This window comes from Acidobacteriota bacterium, assembly GCA_030949985.1.
GTDB lineage: Bacteria > Acidobacteriota > Polarisedimenticolia > J045 > J045 > JALTMS01.
In genome coordinates, this window is record JAUZRX010000004.1 from 15,451 (window position 1) to 37,623 (window position 22,173).

The 22,173-nt window shown below is 70.0% G+C and carries 23 protein-coding genes and 2 tRNA genes; 14 read left to right on the forward strand and 11 right to left on the reverse strand.

The window, feature by feature from the left end; genetic code table 11:
- Nucleotides 1–42: 42 nt before the first annotated feature.
- The 3 genes from Q9Q40_00455 to Q9Q40_00465 are packed head-to-tail and all read right to left on the reverse strand — an operon-like array spanning nucleotide 43 to nucleotide 2,478.
- On the reverse strand, nucleotides 43–864 hold the full coding sequence (locus tag Q9Q40_00455; GenBank protein MDQ7005682.1) for a methyltransferase domain-containing protein: 822 nt from the start codon (nucleotides 862–864) through the stop codon (nucleotides 43–45).
- Nucleotides 854–2,011 carry a M28 family peptidase gene (locus Q9Q40_00460; GenBank protein ID MDQ7005683.1) on the reverse strand — a complete coding sequence of 386 codons (1,158 nt, stop codon included), beginning with the start codon at nucleotides 2,009–2,011 and terminating at the stop codon, nucleotides 854–856. The genes Q9Q40_00455 and Q9Q40_00460 overlap by 11 nt, the downstream gene beginning before the upstream one ends.
- The gene (locus Q9Q40_00465) at nucleotides 2,008–2,478 is read right to left on the reverse strand and encodes a hypothetical protein (GenBank protein MDQ7005684.1); all 471 of its coding nucleotides are present in this window, start codon (nucleotides 2,476–2,478) and stop codon (nucleotides 2,008–2,010) included. Before Q9Q40_00465 ends, Q9Q40_00460 begins: the two co-directional genes overlap by 4 nt.
- 180 nt (nucleotides 2,479–2,658) lie before the next feature.
- Between Q9Q40_00465 and Q9Q40_00470 the strand changes: the two genes are divergently transcribed.
- The 5 genes from Q9Q40_00470 (at nucleotide 2,659) to Q9Q40_00490 (ending at nucleotide 5,068) form a co-directional block, all read left to right on the forward strand.
- Nucleotides 2,659–3,519, forward strand: coding sequence for an HDOD domain-containing protein (locus Q9Q40_00470; protein ID MDQ7005685.1), 861 nt, complete (start codon nucleotides 2,659–2,661; stop codon nucleotides 3,517–3,519).
- A gap of 165 nt (nucleotides 3,520–3,684) precedes the next feature.
- Nucleotides 3,685–4,236: a prepilin-type N-terminal cleavage/methylation domain-containing protein gene (locus Q9Q40_00475; protein ID MDQ7005686.1), complete on the forward strand. Its 552-nt coding sequence runs from the start codon at nucleotides 3,685–3,687 to the stop codon at nucleotides 4,234–4,236.
- 115 nt (nucleotides 4,237–4,351) lie between these two features.
- Nucleotides 4,352–4,858, forward strand: coding sequence for a Mut7-C RNAse domain-containing protein (locus tag Q9Q40_00480; protein MDQ7005687.1), 507 nt, complete (start codon nucleotides 4,352–4,354; stop codon nucleotides 4,856–4,858).
- A 36-nt stretch (nucleotides 4,859–4,894) separates the two neighbouring features.
- Nucleotides 4,895–4,970 (forward strand) — tRNA-Val (locus Q9Q40_00485).
- Between the two features lie 21 nt (nucleotides 4,971–4,991).
- Nucleotides 4,992–5,068 (forward strand) — tRNA-Asp (locus Q9Q40_00490).
- Nucleotides 5,069–5,128: 60 nt separating this feature from the next.
- Here the strand turns inward: Q9Q40_00490 and Q9Q40_00495 are convergent.
- Nucleotides 5,129–5,914, reverse strand: a complete 786-nt coding sequence (locus Q9Q40_00495) for an SDR family NAD(P)-dependent oxidoreductase (protein MDQ7005688.1) — start codon at nucleotides 5,912–5,914, stop codon at nucleotides 5,129–5,131.
- Between the two features lie 79 nt (nucleotides 5,915–5,993).
- On the opposite strand from Q9Q40_00495, the gene Q9Q40_00500 reads away from it, so the two are divergent.
- A complete protein-coding gene (locus Q9Q40_00500; GenBank protein ID MDQ7005689.1) occupies nucleotides 5,994–7,058 on the forward strand; it encodes an HDOD domain-containing protein in 1,065 nt (354 codons plus the stop codon).
- Here the strand turns inward: Q9Q40_00500 and Q9Q40_00505 are convergent.
- Nucleotides 7,055–8,191, reverse strand: a complete 1,137-nt coding sequence (locus Q9Q40_00505) for an MFS transporter (GenBank protein MDQ7005690.1) — start codon at nucleotides 8,189–8,191, stop codon at nucleotides 7,055–7,057. The genes Q9Q40_00500 and Q9Q40_00505 overlap by 4 nt on opposite strands.
- Before the next feature lie 166 nt (nucleotides 8,192–8,357).
- On the opposite strand from Q9Q40_00505, the gene Q9Q40_00510 reads away from it, so the two are divergent.
- The 7 genes from Q9Q40_00510 (at nucleotide 8,358) to Q9Q40_00540 (ending at nucleotide 15,503) form a co-directional block, all read left to right on the forward strand.
- Entirely contained in the window at nucleotides 8,358–9,182 is an 825-nt protein-coding gene (locus Q9Q40_00510) for a tetratricopeptide repeat protein (GenBank protein ID MDQ7005691.1), read from the forward strand.
- Complete coding sequence (locus tag Q9Q40_00515) at nucleotides 9,179–9,805, forward strand: flavin reductase family protein (protein ID MDQ7005692.1); 627 nt, start codon at nucleotides 9,179–9,181, stop codon at nucleotides 9,803–9,805. The genes Q9Q40_00510 and Q9Q40_00515 overlap by 4 nt, the downstream gene beginning before the upstream one ends.
- Before the next feature lie 139 nt (nucleotides 9,806–9,944).
- The gene (locus Q9Q40_00520) at nucleotides 9,945–10,739 is read left to right on the forward strand and encodes an electron transfer flavoprotein subunit beta/FixA family protein (protein MDQ7005693.1); all 795 of its coding nucleotides are present in this window, start codon (nucleotides 9,945–9,947) and stop codon (nucleotides 10,737–10,739) included.
- A gap of 13 nt (nucleotides 10,740–10,752) precedes the next feature.
- Entirely contained in the window at nucleotides 10,753–11,745 is a 993-nt protein-coding gene (locus Q9Q40_00525; protein MDQ7005694.1) for an electron transfer flavoprotein subunit alpha/FixB family protein, read from the forward strand.
- Complete coding sequence (locus Q9Q40_00530) at nucleotides 11,742–12,221, forward strand: rhodanese-like domain-containing protein (protein ID MDQ7005695.1); 480 nt, start codon at nucleotides 11,742–11,744, stop codon at nucleotides 12,219–12,221. Before Q9Q40_00525 ends, Q9Q40_00530 begins: the two co-directional genes overlap by 4 nt.
- Nucleotides 12,222–12,258: 37 nt before the next feature.
- The gene (locus Q9Q40_00535) at nucleotides 12,259–14,490 is read left to right on the forward strand and encodes a M1 family metallopeptidase (GenBank protein MDQ7005696.1); all 2,232 of its coding nucleotides are present in this window, start codon (nucleotides 12,259–12,261) and stop codon (nucleotides 14,488–14,490) included.
- The gene (locus Q9Q40_00540) at nucleotides 14,481–15,503 is read left to right on the forward strand and encodes a hypothetical protein (GenBank protein MDQ7005697.1); all 1,023 of its coding nucleotides are present in this window, start codon (nucleotides 14,481–14,483) and stop codon (nucleotides 15,501–15,503) included. Before Q9Q40_00535 ends, Q9Q40_00540 begins: the two co-directional genes overlap by 10 nt.
- A gap of 33 nt (nucleotides 15,504–15,536) precedes the next feature.
- On the opposite strand, the gene Q9Q40_00545 is transcribed toward Q9Q40_00540, so the two are convergent.
- The 5 genes from Q9Q40_00545 to Q9Q40_00565 all read right to left on the reverse strand — a co-directional run bounded on the left by Q9Q40_00545 (nucleotide 15,537) and on the right by Q9Q40_00565 (nucleotide 19,741).
- Complete coding sequence (locus Q9Q40_00545; GenBank protein MDQ7005698.1) at nucleotides 15,537–16,400, reverse strand: TIGR02452 family protein; 864 nt, start codon at nucleotides 16,398–16,400, stop codon at nucleotides 15,537–15,539.
- A gap of 100 nt (nucleotides 16,401–16,500) precedes the next feature.
- Nucleotides 16,501–16,743, reverse strand: a complete 243-nt coding sequence (locus tag Q9Q40_00550; GenBank protein ID MDQ7005699.1) for a hypothetical protein — start codon at nucleotides 16,741–16,743, stop codon at nucleotides 16,501–16,503.
- Nucleotides 16,744–16,849: 106 nt separating this feature from the next.
- Nucleotides 16,850–17,857, reverse strand: coding sequence for an ATP-binding cassette domain-containing protein (locus Q9Q40_00555; protein MDQ7005700.1), 1,008 nt, complete (start codon nucleotides 17,855–17,857; stop codon nucleotides 16,850–16,852).
- A gap of 4 nt (nucleotides 17,858–17,861) precedes the next feature.
- Complete coding sequence (locus Q9Q40_00560; protein MDQ7005701.1) at nucleotides 17,862–18,557, reverse strand: GTP-binding protein; 696 nt, start codon at nucleotides 18,555–18,557, stop codon at nucleotides 17,862–17,864.
- Nucleotides 18,554–19,741 carry an ABC transporter substrate-binding protein gene (locus tag Q9Q40_00565; GenBank protein MDQ7005702.1) on the reverse strand — a complete coding sequence of 396 codons (1,188 nt, stop codon included), beginning with the start codon at nucleotides 19,739–19,741 and terminating at the stop codon, nucleotides 18,554–18,556. The genes Q9Q40_00560 and Q9Q40_00565 overlap by 4 nt, the downstream gene beginning before the upstream one ends.
- 260 nt (nucleotides 19,742–20,001) lie before the next feature.
- Between Q9Q40_00565 and amrB the strand changes: the two genes are divergently transcribed.
- Nucleotides 20,002–21,570 carry an AmmeMemoRadiSam system protein B gene (gene amrB / locus Q9Q40_00570; GenBank protein MDQ7005703.1) on the forward strand — a complete coding sequence of 523 codons (1,569 nt, stop codon included), beginning with the start codon at nucleotides 20,002–20,004 and terminating at the stop codon, nucleotides 21,568–21,570.
- Nucleotides 21,571–21,655: 85 nt separating this feature from the next.
- On the opposite strand, the gene Q9Q40_00575 is transcribed toward amrB, so the two are convergent.
- Nucleotides 21,656–22,096, reverse strand: coding sequence for a hypothetical protein (locus Q9Q40_00575; GenBank protein ID MDQ7005704.1), 441 nt, complete (start codon nucleotides 22,094–22,096; stop codon nucleotides 21,656–21,658).
- Nucleotides 22,097–22,173: the final 77 nt, after the last annotated feature.

Here is a 22,173-nt window from a genome sequence, read left to right on the forward strand (position 1 = left end):
GCCTTCTCCAGCACCGAGTTGCGCCGAGCGAGGCGCAACCCGTCAAAGGGGTGCAGGGGGGAATATAGGGTCCGCCACGAAGGTTGCGCACCACCAGCGAATCTCGGCGGCCTCGGCGGGATCCACCGCGGCCCGGACCCGCTCGAGCCACTGTCCTCGCCGCTCCGGATCGGCCTCCGGGTAGAGCCGGGCCCCCAGGGCGGGAACCTCCAGCAGGTCCAGCAGTTCTCCCTGGGGGACGACCAGGTCCACGTGGCGCTCGCAGCCGAGGGTGAAGCCGCGCTCGCGGCCCCTGGCGATCAGCTCGCGGCGCGCGAGCACCGGCCCCGCCGGGGAGGGATCTCGACCGAAGAGCTGCCGACCCACACGAGCCAGGGCCAACTGGAGCGGAGCGGGAGGCGGCGTCGCCTCGTCCCGCAACTGGCTGCAGGGAATGCTGAAGGCGAAGCGTCCCTCCGCCTTCAGGCAGCGGCGCAACTCTCCGAGAGCGGCGCCGAGCTGGGGGAAATGCCACAGCGCAGCGGAACAGGTGGCGGCGGCGAAGACGGCGCCGGGGAGAGGCAGGGCCCGGGGGTCCGCGGCGAGGGCGGCGAAGAGGGGCTCGGGCAACGCCCGCCGGGCCAGGCCGGCCATGGCCGGCGCCAGGTCCAGCCCGACCACCGGCACGGACTCCCAGCGGCGCCGCAGGGCCTCGGCCACGATCCCGGTTCCGCAAGCCAGGTCGAGCACGGGGCCCGGAGGTTCCGCTCCCAGGGCATCGACCAGGTGTTCGGCCAGGACCGGGTAGACATGCCCCCAGCGAGCGGTCTCGGCGTAGATCTCCGCCCCCAGCAGGTCGTTCCAGTCGTCCGGCTCACGACCCATCCCCGCCCTCCAGGAAGTCCCGGGCGAGGGCCTCGAGCAACCCTCGGGCCTGGGCCAGCGCCGCCGGATCGAGGTTTTCCGGGAGATCCCGGGGCGTGTGGATCGCCCGCACCGCCCGGTTCGGCCGGCTGCTGCTGAGGGTCAACACCTCGCGCCCTTCCCGGCCGAGAACCAGCGCATCGGTGGCCGCTCCCGGCAGGGCCGGCAGGGCCCGCACGGGGATGCCCCGCGCCCGGGCGACGTCCTCCGCCCAGCGCCTGAGCCTCCGCGGCCCGAGCAGTCCGACCGGCCCCCCGGCGCCGACCCCGTCGAGGTTGAGAATCCGGCAGGGCGCCGCGGGGAGTGGCCCGAGACGTCGCAGCAGCACCCGTGCCCCTACCAGCAGGTCCTCCTCCGCCCCGGTGAAGACCGCGATGACTTCCGTACCCCGCGGCAAAGAATCGGCCAGTGCCTTGACCGTCTCCAGCACCACCGCCACCGAGCCCCCGTTGTCCAGCGCCCCCGGAGAACGGTTGCCGAAAGTCAGGCCCGCCAGCAACACCGCCCCCACCGCCCCCACCGCGCAGGCCAGCCTGGCCGCGAGGAAGGCCGGGTTCTGCCCCAGCCCGCCGGCGAGCAGCGCCGTCACCGCCCCCTGGCCGAGGAAACCGAGGGCCAGGAAGGCCGCCGCCAGGCCGCGAACGAGGAAGGGCAGGTTCTGCGACTTGGAATCGTGGTGCGCGACGAGCACCAGCCGGCGGCGGGGCCGGGGGTCGCCCGTCCGCACCATCGAGTTCGCGGTGGTCTTCCGGCCGGGATGGCCCGGCGCGGCCAGGCCGAAGAGCCCGTCCCAGCGGGCCACCAGAACCAGCAAGGCCCCACCGACCGCCAGCAACCCCACCGCGGCGAGCAGCGCCGCCACCCGACCGCCCAGCGCCACCAGGAGGTTGGCCAGGGCGACGAGCAGGAAGGCTGCGCGGAATACCATCAACGCCGGACCGCTGGTAAAGGAGAAGCCGTCTTCTTCGGCGTCCAGCCCGGCGGCGGCCAGGGCGGCGGCCAACTCGCGGCGCACGCTGCGATCTCCGTCGCTTCCGGCCCGGCGCGGCCAGGCCAGTCGCCGGACGATCGCGACGAGAGCCTCGCCGGCGGCGGAAGAGGCGCTCACTCCACCTCGAGCCGCAGCTCGACCTGCCGGATCAGCGGCACCACGTAGTTGAGCGTCAGCCGCCGCAGCGAAAAGGCCCGCACCCGGGCCCGTGCGACCCGCGAAGAGAGGGTGAACTCGTCGATCACGGCGCCCTGGGCATCGAGCAAGCGCAGGTGCACCCGTACCCGCGCGGCACGCGCCCCGGAGTTTTCGACGTGGATCTCGTAGCGTTTCCAGGAGTAGCGCTGCTGCCCGCCCCGAGGCGGCAGCAGGGAATCGGACAACCGCTGGGAGTCAGCCGTGATCTTCAAGGCGGTCAGACGCACACTGCCCGCGCTCAGGCCGACTTTGAGTGCCTCGCCCTCGACAAAATCCAGCCGTGCGGAAGGCGGCGCAGCCTGCAACGACGACCACCCGGGGGCGAGCAGCGCAAGCAGCACCACCGCCATCGTTCCCACGCGGCCTGCAACCGGGGCATGGTTCATCGCTGGCCCTTTCCTCGCGGCATGCCGCATCCGTCAGACGGCCTCAGCTTAGCCCGGATCGAGCAGGCGGGCAGCCCCGGCCGCGCCCGGGAGGGGAGTCCGATCCCTTCCCGGGGACCAGTGGACGACCTCGCCGCGGCCACCTAGCTTGGACTGTGAAAGATTCGACCGAGGACGCCCATGACGACCACCGATCCTTGCGTCACCGACTCCCAGGCACTCGCCGAAATCCTCGAAGAGGCCATCGACGACGGACACCTGACCCTCCCGCTGATGCCCGACGTCGCCGCCCGGGTCAAGGTGGAGGCCGCCAATCCCCATTCCAGCGCCCACAAGCTGGCCGGCATCATCACCACGGACGCGGCCCTGGCCGCACGGGTGCTGCGCATGGCCAATTCGGCGATCTACGCGGGCATGTCGGAAATCCGGGAACTGGACCTGGCCATCGGCCGCCTGGGCGCGGCGATGGTCGTGGCGCTGGCGGTGGGCGCGGCGGGCAAGGAGACCTTCCACTCGGACGACCCCGAGTTCGCCGAGGTGCTCCAGGAGGGCTGGGAGGAGTCCCTGCGTTCGGCCGCGTTCTGCCGCCAGGCGGCTCCCCTGATCGAGCGTTCCGCGGAGGAAGCCTTTCTCGCGGGCCTGATGCGTCGCTCGGGAGAGCCGATCCTCTTCAGCGTGCTGGCCGACAGGATCCAGCGGGGCAAACTGGCCCGCCCCGACACGGAGACGGCCCGGCGGGTCATCGCCCGCCTCGCCCCGCGGGCGGGAGCCCGCCTGCTGGGCGCCTGGGGGCTGCCCCGCGGCATCGTCAACGCCGTCGCCTGGCAGAACGACTTCGAGCAGGCCGACGAGGACGATCGCCTGCTCGCCGCGATCACCGGCCTGTCGGGCCTGGCCGCCGCCAACTGGTCCTCGCCGACCATGGCCCAGGATCTGGCCTCCCAGCCCGCGGCCGTGGCCGCCGGCCTGGACGCGGGCGGCCTTTCCTCGCTGGCCAACAGGGCCCGGGAGGACTGGCGCGAACTCGCCCCCAGCCTCTGACGCCCCCTCCACCCCCCAGGCTTCGCTCCACGGCGCTCCACGGCGGCGGACAGCCGCGGGGTCAAGAAGCGGCCGATCGGTCCGAAGAGTGTGGGGGGGGACGTTCCCCTCGAGGGAAAGGGCCACGGGCTCCCGGATGAGGGGAGCATCCGGGGAGGACTCGCCGTGAGACGCAGGACCAGGGGCTACACGCTGACCGAGATCATCCTGTCCATCGCTGTGATCGGCCTGCTCGCCGGATCCCTCTCGCCCCTGCTTCTGCGACACATCCAGGCATCGAGAGCCTCGACCGCGACCGGGGACCTCGACGAACTCGTCACCGCCTTCCAGAGCTACCGGAACGACACCGGCCACTGGCCCTGCCTGTGGAAGCCGGAGTCGAGCCCCGAGTTCCACAGCGACCTGGTCTCCATGACCTGCCTCTACGACGACAACGGCCTGGAGGGCTGGGCGGGCCCCTACCTCTCCCGCTCCGCCGGCCGCACCCCGGAGCGGGAGGTGATGGCCGTCGAGGCGGGCGATCACTGGGAAGGTTTCGTGGACCCGTGGGGAAGACCCTACCGGGCCTGGTTCGCCACGTCGGCGACCGGGGGAGGCGGAATCGTCGTCTACTCCCTGGGCTCCAACGGCCTGCTGGACACCGGCGAACAGGCCCTGCTGGCCGGCCGGTGGCAGGGTGACGACCAGGGCCGGCGGGTCACCCCCCCGGCCCGCTGAACCTCGTCCCGCCTCCCCGCGGAAAAACGCGGCCCGGAGGGCCGGGCGGCCCCGGGCGAAACGCTGATAGAGTCGACGCGGGAGGCTTGTTCGACGGGCCGCCGGGACGGACCAGATGTCCGAGACGCCTCGATTCATCGCTGACGTGATGCTGGGCCGGCTGACCCGCTGGCTGCGCATGCTGGGCTGTGACGTGAGCTGGAACAGCCGCTGGGACGACCTCACCATCGCATCCCTCGCCGCCCGGGAAGGTCGCTGGATCCTGACCCGGGACCACGGCCTGCTGGCCCGGCGCACCGTACGCCGGGGCCTGCTGATCGAATCGGATCGGGTGGAAGAACAGCTCCGACAGGTCGCGGAGCACTTCGATCTCGATTTCAGCGCCGGCCCGCGCTTCACCCGCTGCACCTTCTGCAATCTCCGCCTCGAACCGCTGGAGCGCGCGGCCGTCCGCGGCCGCGTCCCCCCCTACGTCCTGCGGCGCCACACACGCTTTTCCACCTGCCGGGGATGTGGGCGGATCTTCTGGAAGGGCAGCCACGCGGCCCACGCCGCCGCCCACCTGGCCGGAGGGCGTCCCCGCGGCGGCGGCCCGGACGAGGAAATCGAATCTCCGCCTTGACGCAGGGGGAGTCGGCCCGTAATCTCTGTCCTTCGCGGGCGGCTAGCTCAGCTGGAAGAGCGCCTGCCTTACACGCAGGAAGTCACTGGTTCGAGCCCGGTGCCGCCCACCAGATGGAAGCAATCGCCCTAGCGGGGGCGTGGTGCAGTTGGTTAGCACGCAGGCCTGTCAAGCCTGAGGTCGCGGGTTCAAGTCCCGTCGCTCCCGCCAATCCACCAAAAGCCGGATCTCACCGATCGCCCCCGTCGGTCACCCCGTCCGACGCCCCCCTCACGACTGGGGCGTGCGATGGACGACCGCGGTGGAAGCCTGGTCGCTGGGCATGATGAGGATCTCCTCGATGTTGACGTGGGGCGGCCGGTCCAGGGCCCAGATCACCGCCTCGGCCACATCGTCGGCGCCGAGGGGGGTCAGGCCCCGGTAGACGGCCTTGGCCTTGTCGGCATCTCCGTGGAAGCGAACCAGGCTGAACTCGGTGTCCACCATCCCCGGATCCACCGAGGTGACCCGGATGCCCTTCCCCACGGTGTCCAGCCGCAGGCCCCGGTTCAGGGCGCGAACGAAGGACTTGGTCCCGCAGTAGACGGCTCCCCGGGGATAGACCTCACGCCCCGAGATCGACCCGATGTTGACGATGTGACCGCCGCCCCGGGCCACCATCCCCGGGATCAGCATGCGCGTGACGTTCAGCAGACCCTTGATGTTGGTGTCGACCATCCGGTCCCAGTCGTCGAAATCGCCTTCCGGGAAATCACTGAGCCCCGACGCCAGGCCCGCGTTGTTGACCAGGATATCCACCTCGCCCCACCCGGCTTCGGCAATCTGGCCGAGGGACGTGCGCACGTCTTCACGATCCCGCACATCCACCTGGAGCGCCCCACAGCTTTCGGGGCCGTGCCGGAGGACGATTTGGTCCCGCAGCGCGATCAACCGTTCTTCCCGGCGGGCAGCGACGATCACCCGCGCACCGGCCTCGGCCAGATGGACCGCGCACGCCGCCCCAATGCCCGAACTGGCGCCCGTGACCAGGGCGATCTTGCCTTTCAGACGACTCATGGTGTCTCCTCCCACTCGAAGGGACATATTACCGGAGAACCCCGGGGCAGGCTCCGGGGACGCACCCGGAGGGGAAACAGTGTTCTGGAGTCGCTGGACGAAGAAAAGGCGGGCCAAGGCGGTCGAAAGAGAAAAAAGCCGGACCGCCACCGCCGTCGCAACGCCACCGAACCCCGCGCCGCCGAACCCCGCGCCGCACCCGCCCGCCGCGACCGGCGGCTGGTTCAGCAAGGCCGAGATCGCGGCGCTCAAGGACGTGCAGGACGACCGGCAACTGGCCCAGATCATCTCCCGCCAGGTCCCCGGGGCCGACCGGGAGGAGGTGCTCTTCCGCCACAGCCTCTCGCGGGCGATCTATCTCGGTGAATACGACCTGCCCATCCTGCCCCAGGCGGCGGCCCAGGTCATGGAACTCTCGACCAATCCCCGGGCGGAGGTGGGCGACTACGTCACGGTGATCGAGTCGGATCACTCCCTGGTCCGAGCCATCGTCGACACCGCCAACTCCTCCTTCTTCGCCTCTCTCTCCGGATCGGCGACCCTCGAACAGGCCATCGTCCGCATCGGTCTGCGCCAGGTGGACCAGATCACGATGATCCACGCCCTGCGCTCGAAGGTCTTCCGGGTCGCCGGTTTCGAGGAGATGACCCAGCGGGTGGTCAAGCATTCGCTGGCCTCCGCGGTGGCGGCCCGGGTGGTCGCCGAGGCCCTGGGAGAGCCCCACAGCCAGGCGTTTCTCGGCGGGCTGTTCCACGACGTGGGCAAGCTGGTGATCCTGGGCCTGGTGGGCCAGGTCCAGCGAAAGCTCGACTGGGCGGCGCCCCATGAGCTGGTGGAATCGGCCTTCGACGCCTACCACGTCTTCACCGGCTCGAGCCTGTGCACCCACTGGAACTTTCCCGAGGCCCTGTCCCGGGGAATCGCCAACCATCACGACCCGGACCAGGCGGCGGCCCAACGCCTGGACCAGGCGATCTACCTGGGCAACCTCCTGGCCCACTCCCTGGCCGCCGGCGACGGCAGTTCGGTCTGCGCGCCGGAAGACCCGGTACTCGTCGCAGCGGCCTGGACTCCCGCGCGACTCGAGGAGATCCGCGCCGACGTGCTCAAACACCTCGAGGCCTACAAGGCCCTCGGTTTCTAGTCCCGCTCCCGCCGCGGCGCCCGGCTCGCCAGCGCCACCAGGGCTCCGAGGAGACTGGCCGCCGCGGCGACGGCGAACAGCCCCCGGTATCCCAGCGCGAGCTGCCCACGACCGGCGAGAAAGCTGCCCAGGCCGATGGCCGCCCCGTAAGAGCAGGCCGAGACCAGGGACTGGCCGAGGGCCTTGCGCCCCGGGGGCGAGAGCCGGTCCACCAGGCGAATCGTCGAGACGTGCAGCAGGCCGAAGGAAATCCCGTGGAGGGTCTGCCCCGCCGCCAGCCAGCCCAGCGGCGGCCCGCCCGCATAGAGGCCCCAGCGCAGGGAACCCGCCAGCAGCGAGAGGACGAAAGCGCCCTTCAGGCCGATCCGCCTGATCAAGAACCCCGAGACGGCCATCATCGCCACCTCGGCCGCCACTCCCCAGCCCCAGAGCAGGCCCGTGACGGTGCCGCTGACGCCGGCTTCCTGGAGTTGCAGGGTGAAAAAGGCGTAGTAGGGCCCGTGGGCTCCCTGGCCGAGACCGGCGGCCACGATCACCACGGCGAGGGCCGCCCGGGGCAGACCCGCACTCTCCACCGCCGATCGCCGGCCCGGCGCCCGTGGCGCGGGCAGGACCAGCGCCACCACCGCTCCCAGGGCCAGGGGAAGGCCCATCAGACTCACCATCGAGGTCTCGGACAAGCCCTCCAGGTCGACCCCCATGCCCAGGCAGAAGCTGGCGACGATGAAGCCCACCGAGCCCCACAAGCGAATCCGACCGTACCCCTGGGGGCGGTCCCCGAGGGCAGCCATGGTCAGAGTCTCGGCGAGGGGAAACAGGGGCACGAGAAAGAACCCGTGGAGCGCCAGGCAGGCGAAAATCGCCGCGGGATGCACCGCCCAGGCCAGGGCCACCAGGCTGCTCCCCGCCAGCAGCGAGGCCAGCGCCAACAATCGCCGGGGATGGTTCAACCGGTCGGCGACCAGCCCCCACAGGGGCGGCAGGAGGAAGCGGGAGACCTGCACGGTCGCCAGCGCCAGCCCGATTCCCGCGGCATCCAGCCCCCGCGAGCGCAGCAGGGGCGGCAACCAGGGCAGAAAGACCCCCAGGTAGGCGAAGAGCAGAAAGTAGAAACAGGCCAGACGCCAAGCCACCTGCCGTCGTCTCCCGCGGGCGTCACGGGCCGTGCGCCCTGGCAGCCCTCCCCCGGCGCGCCTTGCGCGGAGGCCATGCCGGATCCCAGCATGTACCGGGAAGGCTCTTGTGGCACCCTTGGACCCCCGCACCCCCGAGCCGGGGTGGCGCGGACAGGACACAGCGATGGCGAAGATCCGTGCAAACAGGGCCCTCGAGGCCCTGCTGGCCCAACCCGACGGCTCGTGGAGCCTGGCCGAGGGGGCCCTCGCCGTCGCGCGGATCGGGGGGCGCGAAGTGGACGAGGCCGCCTGCCTGGCGGAGCTGGATCGCCTGGGAAGGCGGGCGCGTCGCGCGATGGGCACGGCCCGTCATCCACGCTTTCTCGCCGGCGGCCTGGCGCGCCTGCTCTTCACCGAGGAAGGCTTCGCAGGGCCCGAAGATCCCGCCCCGGAGCACTGGCTGATCGACGTCGCCCTGGCCGGCAGGCAGGCGGGCCCCTCCCTGCTCGGGGTGATCCTGATCGAAGTGGGCCGCCGCTCAGGGGTCCGCCTGGCCCCGGTGGGCCTGCCGGACCGACTCCTTCTCCGCCTGGGACGGGAAGAACAGGCCCGCTTCTTCGACCCGGAGAGCGGCCTCGAGGAGTGGAGCCGGGAGGCGATCGGCCGGTGGATCGAAACCCGCAGTGGGGGGCACGACACCTTCCGCGAGGGCCATCTGCGGGAGATCACCGCCACCCAGGCCCTCGCGCGCCTGGTGTGGGACATCAAGATCCACGCCTGGACCCACCGGGAACTGGACCTGGCCCTCGAGGCCGCCGAAATGATGCTCACGATCCGTCCCGACGACCCCCGCGAGATCGCCGACCGGGGACGCATCCTCTTCGCGCTGGGCCGCTACGAGGAGGCGATCGGCCAGTTCGAGGCCTTCCTCTCCTGCTGTCCCCGCGGCGAGGAGGCCGAGGGGATGCGGGAGCTGATCCTCGACGCCCGGCGGAGGCTCCAGCGATGACGGACACCAGCCGCGTCAAGATCGATCCCGCCCGACTGACCCCGGCGCAGAACTATTTCTTCCTGATCTCCGCCATCGTTCCCCGGCCCATCGCCTGGATCTCCACCCGCTCGCCCGAGGGCAGCACCAACCTGGCGCCGTTCTCCTTCTTCCAGGGCGTGGCGGCGGACCCGCCGACCCTGATGGTCTCCATCGCCCGCACCAAGAAGAGCGGCGAGACCAAGGACACCCTGGCCAACATCCAGGCGACCGGCGAGTTCGTAGTCAACATGGTCCCGGGAGAGCTGGCCGGGCCCATGGAAGCCAGCGCCGACGAACTCCCCGCCGGCGAGAGCGAGATCGACCGCGCCGGCCTGGCCACTTTCTCCGCCGAGCGCGTCTCGGCGCCCTGCCTGGCCGATTCTCCGGTGAACCTCGAATGCCGGCTGAGCCGAGAGGTGGCCATCGGCTCCTGCGTGGCGGTCTTCGGAGAGGTCCTGCTGGCCCACGTGCGAGAAGATCTGCTCGACGAACGCGGCACCATCGACCCCGATCGCCTGGCCCCCCTGGCCCGGCTGGGAGGCTCCCTCTACCTGCCCTATGGGAAGGCGATCCGGCTGCGCCCCGCGTCAGGCTCCCGCTGATCGCCCCCCGGCCTTGCCGGACATGCTAACCAAACGGTATCCTTCGCGCCTCATCCGTGCTCTCCGCCCGCCCTCCGGGGCGGGGGCCCTCTCTGGCCGGCGAGGCGGAAACGCCCTCATCTCCTGAAGGACAACGAACATGAAGATCCTCGTTTGCATCAAGCAGGTGCCTGACAAGGACGCCCGCCTCGTGCTCGACGATGCCGGGCGGGGCATCGTGCAGGCCGACCTCGACTGGGAAGTCAACGAATCGGACCGCTACGCCGTGGAAACCGGCCTGCGCATCCGGGAAGCCCAGGGCGGGGGCGAGGTGGTGGTCTGCACGCTGGGGCCCGACCGTGCCCGCAAGGCCCTCAACACCGCCCTGGCCATGGGCGCCGACCGGGGGATCCACCTCTCCGACCCGGACTACCGGGGCGGTGATCCGATGACCGTAGCCCGGGTGCTGGCCGCGGTGGCCCGTCACGAAGAGGCCGAGCTGGTGCTCTGCGGCACCCGGTCGGACGACGAGGGCTATGGCCAGACGCCGATCCTGCTGGCCGGCCTGCTCGACCGCCCGGCGGTGTTCCTGACCATGGGCGTGGAGGTCCAGGACGGCTCGCTGAAGGTGGTCCGCGAGCTGGAAGCCGGACGCCAGGAAGAATCGATCGTGCCCCTGCCGGCGGTGCTGGCCATCCAGAGCGGCATCTACGAGGTGCGGTACACGTCGCTGAAGGGAATCATGGCCGCCAAGCGCAAAAAGGTCACCCAGCCCACGCCCACCGAGCTGGGCCTGTCCAGCGATCAGATCGGCGGCACCGGCCAGCGGCTCGAGGTGCTGAGCATGGCGCCTCCGGAGGCCGGCGGGCAGTGCGAGTTCATCGAAGCCGACAAGCCCGACGTCGCCGCCCGGGAACTGGTGGAAAAGCTGCGTCGCGAAGCGAAGGTCATCTGAAGGGGGCGTGACGATGTCGAAGAAGATCCTGGTTATCGCAGAACACGAAGAGGGCAGGATTCGCCGGGGCTCGCTGGAAGCCCTGGCCGCCGCACGAAAACTGGCCCAGGCCTGGGGCGGACAGGTCATCGGCGCCGTGCTGGCCGAGCAGGCCGGCGACCTGGCCGAGGATTTCGCCCGCAAGGGGGCCGACGAGGTGGTCGCCCTCGAGCATCCTGCGCTGGCCCGGTACACCCCCGACGGATACCGCCAGGCCATCGCCGGGCTGATCGCGGAGATCGGCCCGGAGTGGGTGTTGATGGCCCACACCTACCTGGCCCAGGACATGTTGCCCCTGGTCTCGTCGGCCACCGGCGCGCCGGTGCTCAGTGATTGCGTGGGCGTGGAACTCGATGGCGAGCGGGCCATCTTCCTCCGCCAGCCCTACGACGCGAAGTTCGTCGCCCGCACCGTGGACAACGGCCCGGCCCCCCACTTCGCCACCCTCCAGTCCGGCGCCTTCCCCGCCGACGAGCTGCCCGAAAGCCCGGACACCACGGTCACCACCCGCACCGCCGCCATCGACGAGGCCGCCCTCAGGCGGAAGGTGCTCGCAGTGCGCGAAGTCGGCGACCGCACCGTGGACCTGAGCGCCTCGGAAGTGGTGGTCGCCGGTGGCCGCGGCCTGGGCTCGAAGGAGAAGTTCGAAGAGCTGGTGGGCTCTCTGGCCTCGGCCCTGGGAGCGGCCATCGGCGCCTCGCGACCGGTGGTGGACAGCGAATGGCTGCCCCACGCCCACCAGATCGGCTCCTCCGGCCAGGCGATCACCCCCAAGCTCTACGTGGCTCTCGGCATTTCGGGAGCGATCCAGCACGTGGTGGGGATCCGCGGCGCCCAGTGCATCGTCGCCATCAACCGGGACAAGGAGGCACCGATCTTCAACGAGGCGACTTACGGTATCGTGGGGGATGTCGCCGAGGTGGTTCCCGCCCTGGTGACGGCCATCGAGGAGGCCAAGGCCCAATGATCCAACCCCTGAATCCTGCGGAACTCTCCTCCCTGCTCGAGAAAGGCGACGACTCGGTGGAGTCCCCTTCGGGCAAGGTGCATGTCTTCGACCTGCGCGAAGCCGAAGCCTTCGCCGCCGGGCATGTCCCCGGGGCCCGCCACACCCCCCACTCCCAGGCCCTGCGCTGGATTCCCCAGCGCGCGCTGACCCAGGAGCTGGTGGTGCTGGTCGACGACGACGGCCGCACGGGAGGGCCGGCGCGGCACGTGGCTCACGAGCTGGCGCACCACTGGTTCCGGCGGCTGCGCTACCTGGAAGGGGGCTACGCCGGATGGCGGCAGGCCGGCCTGCAGGAAGAGAAGGGCGGCCCCACCGGTGCGGCGGCCGGCTCCTACGACGGTACGACCCGGGCCTTCCAGACCTCCGGCGCGGTGCCCTGGCGCACCTCTGAAAAACCGGGGTCCCCCGACCCGACCCGGGCCGATCCAGCGTGACACCGGGACGCCGCCCGGGGAGCCAGAGTTCCTCTTCGTGAGCGTCGCCCGACGGAGTCTGCTGCTCGTCCTGGGCCTGGCCGTCGTCGTGCCGGCCCCGGCCGACCCGGCGCCGTCCTCCACGGGACTCGAATATCGCATCGAAGTGCGGGTCGACCCGGCCGACCGTCGTTTCGAGGGCCGGCAGACCCTGCGTTGGCGCAATCCCTCCGCGACAGCGGTGGAGACCGCGCCCCTCCACCTCTACCTCAACGCCTTTGCCAACCGCTCGAGTACCTGGCTGCAGGAGTCCGCATACAGCGGCTTCCGGCGCTTCGACTTCAAGGACTTCTATCGACGGTTTCCCGACCCCTGGGGCTGGATCGAGGTCGAGCGGGTGCTCCAGAAGACGCCCGGCGAGCCGGCGCTGGAGGTGCCGTGGAAAGCGGTCCAGCCCGATGACGGCAACCCCCTCGACCGCACGCTGATCGAGCTGCAACTCGCCCGGCCGGTGGCGGCGGGCCGGTGGATGGAACTCGAGATCACCTTTTCCGGGCGATTGCCCAACCCCTTCGCCCGCACCGGCTGCGCGGGTGAATACTGCCTGGTGGGCCAGTGGTTCCCCAAGCTGGCGGCCTTCGAGACCCGGGGCGTGCGGGGCGCCCGCGAGGACCACTGGGCCGCGCGGCAGTTCCACGCCACCGCCGAGTTCTACGCGAACTTCGCCGACTACGACGTGACCATCGAGGCTCCCGCCGGCTGGACCGTGGGCGCCACCGGTCGGCGTGTTTCCGGGTCGGAACGAGCGGCGGAAGCCGGCACCCGCTCCCATCGCTTCGTCCAGCAGGCGGTCCACGATTTCGCTTTCGTGCTCGGTCGGGACTTCATCGACGCGGTGCAGACCCTCGATGCGCCGGGTCGGGCGGGGACGGTGGAGATCCACCTCGTCGCTCCCCGGGAAGAGACCCGCCGGGTGGAGCGCTGGATGCGCGTTTGCCGCGCCACCCTCGCGACCCTGGCCCGCGCCGTGGGCCCCTACCCCTACCCGACCCTGACCATCGTCGTTCCCACCGCCCTCGGCGACCGGACCGAGGGCATGGAGTACCCCACCCTCGTCGTCTCCTCGGTGGCCGGCGACGCGCTCGAGTCCTGGCCGCGCAGCGCGTCGGCGATGGCCGACAACACGCTGATTCACGAACTGGTCCACCAGTACTTCTACGGTCTGCTGGCCAGCAACGAGCAGGAAAACGCCTTTCTCGACGAAGGGCTGACGAGCTACTGGCAGATCCGGGTGGCCGAGGACCTCTTCGGCCCCGGGCATAGCGGTGGGACGCTCTTCGGCCGGGAGGCGCCGATCGCCGAGTTCTTCCGCCTCGGCCTGGGCGCCCTCGGGGAAAAGATCGACGAGCCCCTGCGTCACCAGCCGACCTTCCTCTTCAAGCCCACGACGCACGCCATGCAGTTCTATGCCCGCGGAGCGCTGACGATCATGACCGCCGAGAGACTTTTCGGCCGCGAGCGAATCGACGCGGGCTTCGCCACCTACTACCGGCAATGGCGCATGAGGCATCCGGCGCCGGAGGACTTTCTCGCCGCCATGGCGGAAGGCGCCGGCCGGGAGCCGGCGGCCTTCCTGCGGGAGGCCTTCGACCGGCCCCGCCTGCCCGACTACCGGGTCGAGACCCTGCGCTGTGAACGTCTCGGAGTCCCTCCCGGCAGCTACCCTTCGCCGGACGGCCGGATCGAGGTCCCCCTCGAGGGCGCCGGGGAGGACGCCCAGTGGCGGCTGATGGACCTGCCTCACACCCGGGACGCGGAGGGCCGGGTGTGGGTTGAAATCAGCGATCCGGGACGACACCGGCCCGGCGCCGCGGTGGAGGGCACGGTGTCCTGGCAGGGCTTCGTCCCGGAACAGGCCGACGCGGCGGCGGCCGAGGCGGCAAGCGGGCCGGAGGAGGAAGACGACAGGCCGACCCTCCAGGCCTGCCGGGCCCAGGTCGCGGGACCGGCGTGGGACCACCTCCCGGTGGATGTGCAGCTCGTCTTCGACGATGGGCTCGTGATCACCGACCACTGGGACGGCCGTGCTCCCTGGAGGGCCTATCGCACGCAGCGCCGGGGGCGGCTGGTGGAGGTACGGATCGACCCCACGCACCGCATCCTGCTCGACGGCTCGCCGGCCGACAACGGGCGCCGCCTGGAGGCCGACCCCCGTTTCACCGCCGAGTGGAGCGGCTGGATGACCGCGCTGGCCCAGTTGCTGGCGGCAGGGCTTTCCCTGTGGCTGTGAGCGGGCAGCGGAGCGCACTGCTGCGGGGCCTGCGCCCCGTGCGCGGGTCGCTGCGCCTGATCGGCCTGCGTTGGATCCTGCTGGTGCTGGCGGGAGCGCCGGCGATGCTGGTGATGCGGGCCGCCCTGGCCTCCGGGGCGGGGCGCAGCACCTGGCTGACCGCAAGCAGCTCCCGCCTGGACCTGCCCCGCCTGATCACGCTGTTCATGGAGATCGGGCCCGCCGCGGGCGCCGCCATCGCGATCACCGCGGCCCTGGCCCTGCTCGGCCAGCAGGTACTGACCGCCGGCGCCATCGTCTGGCTGGACCGGGTGCGCCTCGGCGAACGTCCCCACGGGGCGTTCCACAGCGTGGTGGCGGAAGGTACGCCGTGGCTGTGGACCCTGCTGCGGGTGGCGCTGCTGGCCGTCCTGCTCGACCTGCTGGGCCTGGGCGTGATCACCCTGGCGGCCGGGAAGATCGCCCTGCACGGCCTGGTGGCCGGCTGGTCTTCCGTCACCCTCGATGTACGGCTCCCCCGCCTGCACGCCCTGGCGATGGCCGGCTGGATCGCCCTGGTCGGCGCCGGCGCCTTCTGGTGTCGCCTGGTCATGGTCGCCGACGGCCGGCGGCGGGTGCGCTCGGCCTTCTTCGTCGTGCTGCGGGCCTGGCGCCGTGCGCCCCTGGCAGGCCCGCTGGTCTTCATCGCTTCCACCTGGCTGCTCCAGGCGGGGCTCGGCGCCGGCCTCTACGCCTGGCGCCAGCATCCTTCCGCGACCGCGGCGGCGGCGATGCTGCGCCTGGTGGCCTGGCTCGTGCTGCTGCTGCTCCCCGCCGCCCTCTGGCACTGGCTTTTGCGCTCGGCCCTGCTGACCTACACCGCCATGGCTCTTTTCGACATCCGCTCGACCCCGGACCGCCCCTGGTACCTGCTGCGGCGCCTGCTCCGCCGGCCGCTCCCCGAACCCGGGGAGAGCGCCCCGGAGGGCCCCGTCGTGGTGGACTCCAACCTCCACCGCGGCAGCTCCGCCTGACCCCCCTCGAACCGGCCGGGGGCTGTCTTCGCCTCAAACGAAAACGTCACGGAAAGGCCCCAGAATGCGCCTCACCCGGGACCAGTCGGCGACCGCGAAGACCACGTCGGAAAAGGCGCCGTCGAACTCCGTTTCGAGGGCCGTGCGAAAATCCCGGGCCGTCCGCTGAGGATCGTTGCCGAAAGCGCCGCAACCCCACGCCCCGAGCACCAGTGTCGCGTGTCCGTAAGCCCGTGCGACGGCCAGCACTCTCCCGATACGCCGCTGCAACAGGTCCCCCGACTCCGGCTGGCCGATTTCGGGCTCATAAGGCGCGGCGCAGGTGATGAAACTCAGCAGCCAGGGTTTCCCGAGGGCCGTGCCGTCATCGACACGAAACACGGGGACATCCGGGGAATAGATCACCCAGTCACTCGCTTCGAACGGCGCGTCCCGACCGTGGACCCGATACATCGGATCGTCCACCAGCGTCGCATACAAGGCGCTGGAACGACACAGCGCTTCCTCCTGCGCCGTGGCGCCACGGAGAAAGCCCCCGCCCGGCTCCGTCCCGTTGGCAAAGTTCAGGGCCACCACCTTCCGGCCCCCGGCCGCGAGCCGTCGCGCCGCACCGAGGGTCGTCTCGTTGGTCACCTGGACCCGTGTCTCCGGAAACGGGGGGGCGTCACCCGCCGGCAGAGCCGCTTCGGGAGGGATGCTCACCTTGGCGGCACACGCCGCGGCCACGGACCGGCTCACATCGACCCGCCGGCCGCCTTCGCAGACATAGTAGCCCTTCCCGGTGATCTCGACGGCCGATCGGCCCAGCTCGACCGCGACATCCCGGGAAAGATCCAGCTCGCGCCTCCGCGCCGCGGCCATGCCATCCGAATCCAGGCAGGGCAAGACTTTCAACATCGCACACCCCGAGTCCGCGGAACGGCGGAAAAACAGCAGACAGCGCGCAGCGGCGGGAAGAGCCGAACGCCTCCCGGCCGGTCTCCCAGAATACGGCAGATCAGTAGCGAACACCGGCCGCCATCACATTGGCGGGATCGAAGGCGTGGCAGGGAGTGACCGCGTAGACCATCTCGCAGTGGGGACAGGAGGCGAGAAAGGTCTGCATGGTGAAGGTCTTGTCGCAGTTCTCGCAATGGATCTCGAGGGGCATCGGCATCGGCTGAATATCGAATCCCATCATCCGTACCTTGTCGGCCACCTGCCTGCCGTTGTCGAACTGTCCGGAACATCCGTCGTGCATCGGTCATCTCCTGGGTCGGGGACGCTTCGGGCTCCCCTGGTCATGTTCAGTGGCGCCTGTCGGCGGGAGGGGCGCGCAGCGTCCGCGGCCGTCTCCGCGGGTGCCGTCAGACCAGCCGTTCACCGGTTCTCAGCTTGTGGCGGAGAGTCATCAGCCGGCGGTCGATGGCCTCCAGTTCGGAAAGAATCTCCCGCTCCTTCTCACTGGTCTCGATCACCTCGGCGATGCCGCCATTGCGAATCACGAGGCGCCGCGATCCCATCAGCGCGAGCACGGGATCGTGGGTCGCCATCAGCACGATCTTCTCCTCCGAGACCAGCAGCTCGAGGGCTTTTTTGCGATCGATTCCGGCATTCTCGATCTCGTCGATCAGGACGATGGGCGAACGAGAGAGAATGGCCGTATCGGCGATCATCAGCGCGCGCGATTGCCCGCCGCTGAGGGAAGTGATGGGCGTCGTGGCGCTGAAACTCTCCCCTGCCAGGCGGTTGGCCTCCTCGTGGATCCGGGCGATCAGCGGTTCGGGGTTCGCCACCACGCGGCTTTCCGCGTGCATCCGCAGGAACTCCTCCACCGACAGGTCCATCACGAAGTTCATGTTCTGGGAAAGCTGGGCGACCAGCTTGTGGGTGGGCGAGAAGCGCCACTGCCGTGACGGCGCTTCCCCGTTGAGCAACACGCTCCTGCGGGTCGGCGTATCCCGTTGGGCCACCCACTCGATATCCGCCAGCAAACGGCTCTTGCCCGATCCGGTGGGCCCGACGATGCAGACGGTCTCGCCGGCCTTGAAATCGATCCGCTCGAACCCTTCCGGCTCACCGCACTTGTCGGTACCGGGAAGCAGCGTCAGGGTGCGCACCCGCTCGCGGTCGTCCTCGAGAAAGAGCAACATCTGTTCGATGTGCTCGGAGAGACGGGCCGCCACTTCTTCCGCGGAAAGAACGGCGTCGTCGTCGTCGTGGCGGGCGGCGGCCTGCTCGAGGAAGGCGCCCAGTGTCAATGCTCCCGCGGCCGAAACGTCGAGCTGCTGGGAGTCGAAGAAGGAGTCGACGAAAGGGTACTCCCGGCGCAGGTCGTCGATTCGGGTCTGTAGCAGGTCTCTTGCGACGAGCATCGTCTCAGCGCTCCTCGATCTGGATCTTGCGAACGTTACCCAGTTGGTAGGTCTCGCCGATGCGGGTCTCGCCCAGGCAGTAGGAGCAGAGTGCCGCAGGCATCGAGAACCGCAGCTTGCGACCGATCAGGGTCTCCACCGCACGATCGTCCTCGTCGAGCAGGGTGCTCAGTTCCCAGGCCCCCTGGCCGGTCAGGCCGTTGACGTTGAGCACCATCGCTCCGGGATTGACCAGGCTGACCCGGGAGGCGAAGACCTCCCGCTCGGCCTGGGACACGATGTCGCCCTTGGTGATCACCACGATGTCCGCCAGCTTGAGCATCGGGCCGATCTTCTTCGGCGTACCCACTCCGCTGAGATTGTCTATGACGCATATCGCCATCACGTCCTTGATGTAGGGCGAGCAGCGGTTGCACAGGCCGGCGCTCTCGGAGATCAACAAGTCGAAGTCGTTCTTGCGGCCCCAGCCCACCACCTCTTCGACGTTGCTGACGAAGTAGTGATCGGGGCAGAGAGGGCCGGAAAGGCCCTTCTGCACCGGGATACCCGCTTTCTCGTAGAGCAAGTCGTCTTCCGTGGAAAGGCAGTCGAACTTCACCACGCCCACCTTCCGCCCACGATCCGAGAGAGCCTCGACGGTCTTGAGAATCACCGCCGTCTTGCCCGATGAGGGGGGGCCGCAAACCGTGACCAGTTTCATGACTCTCTCCCCTCCTCGAAGAGCTGCTGGCAACGCTCGATCAGCCCGGCGATATCCTGCTGCCGGATGAACTCCCAACCGGGCCAGCCGAAGCGACTGCCGGGAGCGAGACGGTTGTCCACGTCCGGCCGGGTGCTGGGGAACAGCCCCTTGTGCGCCAGGATTTCGGCGATCTCCCGCGAGGCGAAGAAATCGATCAGCGGCTGAACCTGCCGCGCAGCGGACTTGCGGGCGAGGAGGAAGATCGGGCTGATGATCGCCCCGTCGCGGGGCCACACCGCCTTCATCGGCCCCCCTTCCTTGGCCATCCGGGTGAAGAAGTAGGGCATGATCGTCACGATCGGGGCCGAGCTCTTGCGCCCGAGCTTGATCATCTGGGAAGGATGCATCGAGGCGGCCAGGCTGCGGCCGAGCCGGCGGACGGCGTCCTCTCCATAGCGTCGATGGATTTCGATCAGGATCGCCGAGAAAAGATCGAAATCACCCACGGGCAGCGAAACCCGCTGCTCGAAACGCGGATCGAGCAGGTCTTCCCAGCTCTGGGGCACCGGCTGGTCTCCCAGCTCGTTCATGTTCACCATGAACACTGCGGGAACCACGGAGATCACCGAGTAGCGCCCCTCCGGGTCACGCAGGTCGACGCCATCGAAGCTTTCGTTGAACTCCTCGTAGGGCAGGCCGTCGTAGAAGACATCCCGGAACCGGCCGAGGCCCTTGGGATCGAAAAAGGTCTCGAATCCGGCGGAGATGAACAATTCCGGAAGATCCTCCTCCCGGCTGACGCCCTTGAGGTTCTCGTCGATCCAGGCCGCACCCATGGAGGCCGCCTGCAGCTCGTACTCCACCTTCCGGCCGGTGCGCTGCTGGTAGGCCTCGATGAAGGGCTCGAAGGCTTCGAGCAGCGGGATGCGCACGGGGCAGGGCAGCAGCCCCACCACCCGGGTCGGAGCCGTATCCGCCGCCACCGGCGCCTCGGATCCGATGGTGGCCTCGAGCTGCTCGACAAAGCCGTCGAGATCGAGCTTCTTGAGCGCCAGGGCCTGGCGCAGGGAAATGCGCGAGCCGAAGCTGCGCCGCAACTCCTCCCGGGCCATCTGGGGAAAGCCCTGGCGGGTGAAGACGGCGACGGTCTCGGGCCAGCTCTCGGTGATCTCGTAGAGGGTGGCGTCGGGGTCGATCCTCATGGCTTGAGCCTCCTGGCGGCAACCCGGCCGGGCCGGGAACACGGTGGAGTATGGAACCAACGCCCCGCCCGGTCGTTGACTCAAGTCAACGGCGGTCGACTTTTCGACAGGAACCCGGCACACGGCTTATCATCCTGTCAGCCCGCCCTCCGGGAGGACCCGCGGATTCGCTCCCGGGCCGGACGGGCGCCCTGTATGGCTTCGGCTTCGAAAAACCCCTCGAGCGAGGCCATCGCCCCTGCGCAGGATGGAGACCGCCGGTGCCCGCATTCACCAAAGGCCGGCCCGGATCCTTCGGCCTTCTCCTGGCCCTCATCCTCGGCACGACCGGAGCCGCCATGGGTGATACCGACCGGATCCGGCCCCCCGCGGTGGCCGGCAAGTTCTACAGCGACGAGGCCCCGGCCCTCGAAGCCGGCATCCGGGCTTACCTCGATGACGCGGTGCCCGGGGGGGAGACGGCCCCCGCAGTCCTCGTCGCACCCCACGCGGGCTACATCTACTCGGGACAGATCGCCGCCGACGCCTGGGCCCAGGCCCGGGGGCACGACTACGACGTGATCGTGCTCCTGGGAACCCACCACACGGCTCCCGGTTTTTCCGGCATCTCCGTCTTCCAGGGCGCCGGCTATCGCACGCCCCTGGGCATCGCCCGCCTCGACACGTCCCTGGCTGCCCACCTGCTCGAAGTCGGCGGCGACGCAGTGACGTTCCGTCCGGAGGTGCACCGGCGGGAGCACTCCGTCGAGGTCCAGGTGCCTTTCGCGCAGATCCTCTTCCCCGATGTTCCACTGCTGCCAGCCGTGGTGGGAGCGGTCGACCCGGGCCGGGCCGGGCGCTTGGGTACTCTTCTCGCCCGTTCCCTTGCCCACCGCAAGGCCCTGGTCGTGGCGAGTTCGGACCTCTCCCACTACCCGACGGCCGAAGCGGCGCGGGAGATCGACGCCCAGACGCTGCTCGCCCTGGTCTCGGGCGATCCCGTCGATCTGCACCGCCGCATCCGTGAGCGGATGCAACGGGGTGAGCCGGGACTGGTGACCTGCGCCTGCGGGCGGGGCCCGCTTCTCGTGGCCCTGGCCGCCGCCCGGGAAATGGGGGCCCGAAAGGCCCGGGTGCTCAGTTACGCCCACAGCGGCTGGACGGCGATGGGGAAGCCGTCCCGGGTCGTGGGTTACGGCGCCGCGGCCTTCTATCCGGGCCCGGGCGAGGCCTCCAGCGAGGCCCTGGATCTGCCCCGCCCGGGTGACGACGCCGGTGTGCTGGGCGCGGACGAGCGCCGGATTCTGCTGAACCTGGCCCGTGAAACCCTCCACCGCGTGATGGAAAGCGCGACGGCTCCACTGGCTCGAAACCTGCCCACACGACTGTGGACACGGCAGGGCGCCTTCGTCACGCTTCACCGGAACCGTCGACTCCGGGGCTGTATCGGCCACATGGCGGAGGACCGCCCCCTCTTTCAGGTCGTCCAGGCGATGGCGATCCAGGCGGCGTTCGACGACCCGCGTTTTTCTCCCGTCACCCTCGAGGAGTTGAAAGACATCACCATCGAGATCTCCGTGCTGACACCTTTCAAGACCGTCGACAGCCCCGAGGCCATCCGCGTCGGACGCGACGGCGTCAGGCTCGACAAGGAAGGCCGCCGGGCCGTCTTCCTGCCGCAGGTGGCCCCCGAACAGGGCTGGGACCGGGTGCAGACCCTCGATCACCTGTGCCGGAAGGCGGGGCTTCCCGTCGGCTGCTGGCGCCAAGGCGCGCGCCTGTCGACCTTCCAGGCCCAGGTCTTCTCGGAAGACGGGGACAGCGACTCGCCGGCTGCGGCTCCGGGCTGATCCAACAGCCCGCTCCCATGGCTTTCTTGCGCGCGAGGCGCCGAGCTTCCCGCAACGGCCTGGAGGCGGCGTCCTGTGCGCCGGATCACTCCCAACCCGCCCCGACCGTGCGCCACAGGCGAGCGCCGCCCACGAACAGGGCGGTGGCCAGCGCCACGTAGAGCAGCCCCAGCACGGGGCGCGGCAGCGGACTGCGCCGCAGGAGCATGCCGGCGCTCATCATCACCGCGACCATCGACCAGCTCTTCCACGAAAACGCGCCCCCCAGGCAGCTGCCATCTTTTCGCCGGGCGATACGGCCGGCCACCCGGCCGGCCGCCGGAGCCAGGACGAACAGGCCCTTGGCCGCACCCAGCAGGAGACCCCCGATCACGAGAATCGGCGGCCAGGGCCAGGGGGCCGAGGCGGCCCAGACCGTGCCGGCAGCGCCCAGACCGACGCCCACCACGGACCACATCAGGGCTGCCGCGACGAGTTGAGTCCGGCGCGAGGCGGCGGGCTTGAGGCGCTCGATCCAGGCGTTCATGACAGCACTCCCCGGGAATCATGGGCGGCGGGGCGGACTCCCATGCTGCTCCGCTCGCGGCGCCGTGGCAAACCCGA

What these genes read in the sequence shown, in the direction of transcription:
- Q9Q40_00560 (MDQ7005701.1), bottom strand. Translation starts at nt 18,557, where the DNA reads ATGAAACTGGTCACGGTTTGCGGCCCCCCCTCATCGGGCAAGACGGCG.
- Q9Q40_00575 (MDQ7005704.1), bottom strand. Translation starts at nt 22,096, where the DNA reads ATGAACGCCTGGATCGAGCGCCTCAAGCCCGCCGCCTCGCGCCGGACT.
- Q9Q40_00565 (MDQ7005702.1), bottom strand. Translation starts at nt 19,741, where the DNA reads ATGAGGATCGACCCCGACGCCACCCTCTACGAGATCACCGAGAGCTGG.
- Q9Q40_00465 (MDQ7005684.1), bottom strand. Translation starts at nt 2,478, where the DNA reads ATGAACCATGCCCCGGTTGCAGGCCGCGTGGGAACGATGGCGGTGGTG.
- Q9Q40_00545 (MDQ7005698.1), bottom strand. Translation starts at nt 16,400, where the DNA reads ATGTTGAAAGTCTTGCCCTGCCTGGATTCGGATGGCATGGCCGCGGCG.
- Q9Q40_00530 (MDQ7005695.1), top strand. Translation starts at nt 11,742, where the DNA reads ATGATCCAACCCCTGAATCCTGCGGAACTCTCCTCCCTGCTCGAGAAA.
- Q9Q40_00550 (MDQ7005699.1), bottom strand. Translation starts at nt 16,743, where the DNA reads ATGCACGACGGATGTTCCGGACAGTTCGACAACGGCAGGCAGGTGGCC.
- Q9Q40_00525 (MDQ7005694.1), top strand. Translation starts at nt 10,753, where the DNA reads ATGTCGAAGAAGATCCTGGTTATCGCAGAACACGAAGAGGGCAGGATT.
- Q9Q40_00495 (MDQ7005688.1), bottom strand. Translation starts at nt 5,914, where the DNA reads ATGAGTCGTCTGAAAGGCAAGATCGCCCTGGTCACGGGCGCCAGTTCG.
- Q9Q40_00510 (MDQ7005691.1), top strand. Translation starts at nt 8,358, where the DNA reads ATGGCGAAGATCCGTGCAAACAGGGCCCTCGAGGCCCTGCTGGCCCAA.
- Q9Q40_00515 (MDQ7005692.1), top strand. Translation starts at nt 9,179, where the DNA reads ATGACGGACACCAGCCGCGTCAAGATCGATCCCGCCCGACTGACCCCG.
- Q9Q40_00455 (MDQ7005682.1), bottom strand. Translation starts at nt 864, where the DNA reads ATGGGTCGTGAGCCGGACGACTGGAACGACCTGCTGGGGGCGGAGATC.
- Q9Q40_00520 (MDQ7005693.1), top strand. Translation starts at nt 9,945, where the DNA reads ATGAAGATCCTCGTTTGCATCAAGCAGGTGCCTGACAAGGACGCCCGC.
- Q9Q40_00555 (MDQ7005700.1), bottom strand. Translation starts at nt 17,857, where the DNA reads ATGCTCGTCGCAAGAGACCTGCTACAGACCCGAATCGACGACCTGCGC.
- Q9Q40_00470 (MDQ7005685.1), top strand. Translation starts at nt 2,659, where the DNA reads ATGACGACCACCGATCCTTGCGTCACCGACTCCCAGGCACTCGCCGAA.
- Q9Q40_00480 (MDQ7005687.1), top strand. Translation starts at nt 4,352, where the DNA reads ATGTCCGAGACGCCTCGATTCATCGCTGACGTGATGCTGGGCCGGCTG.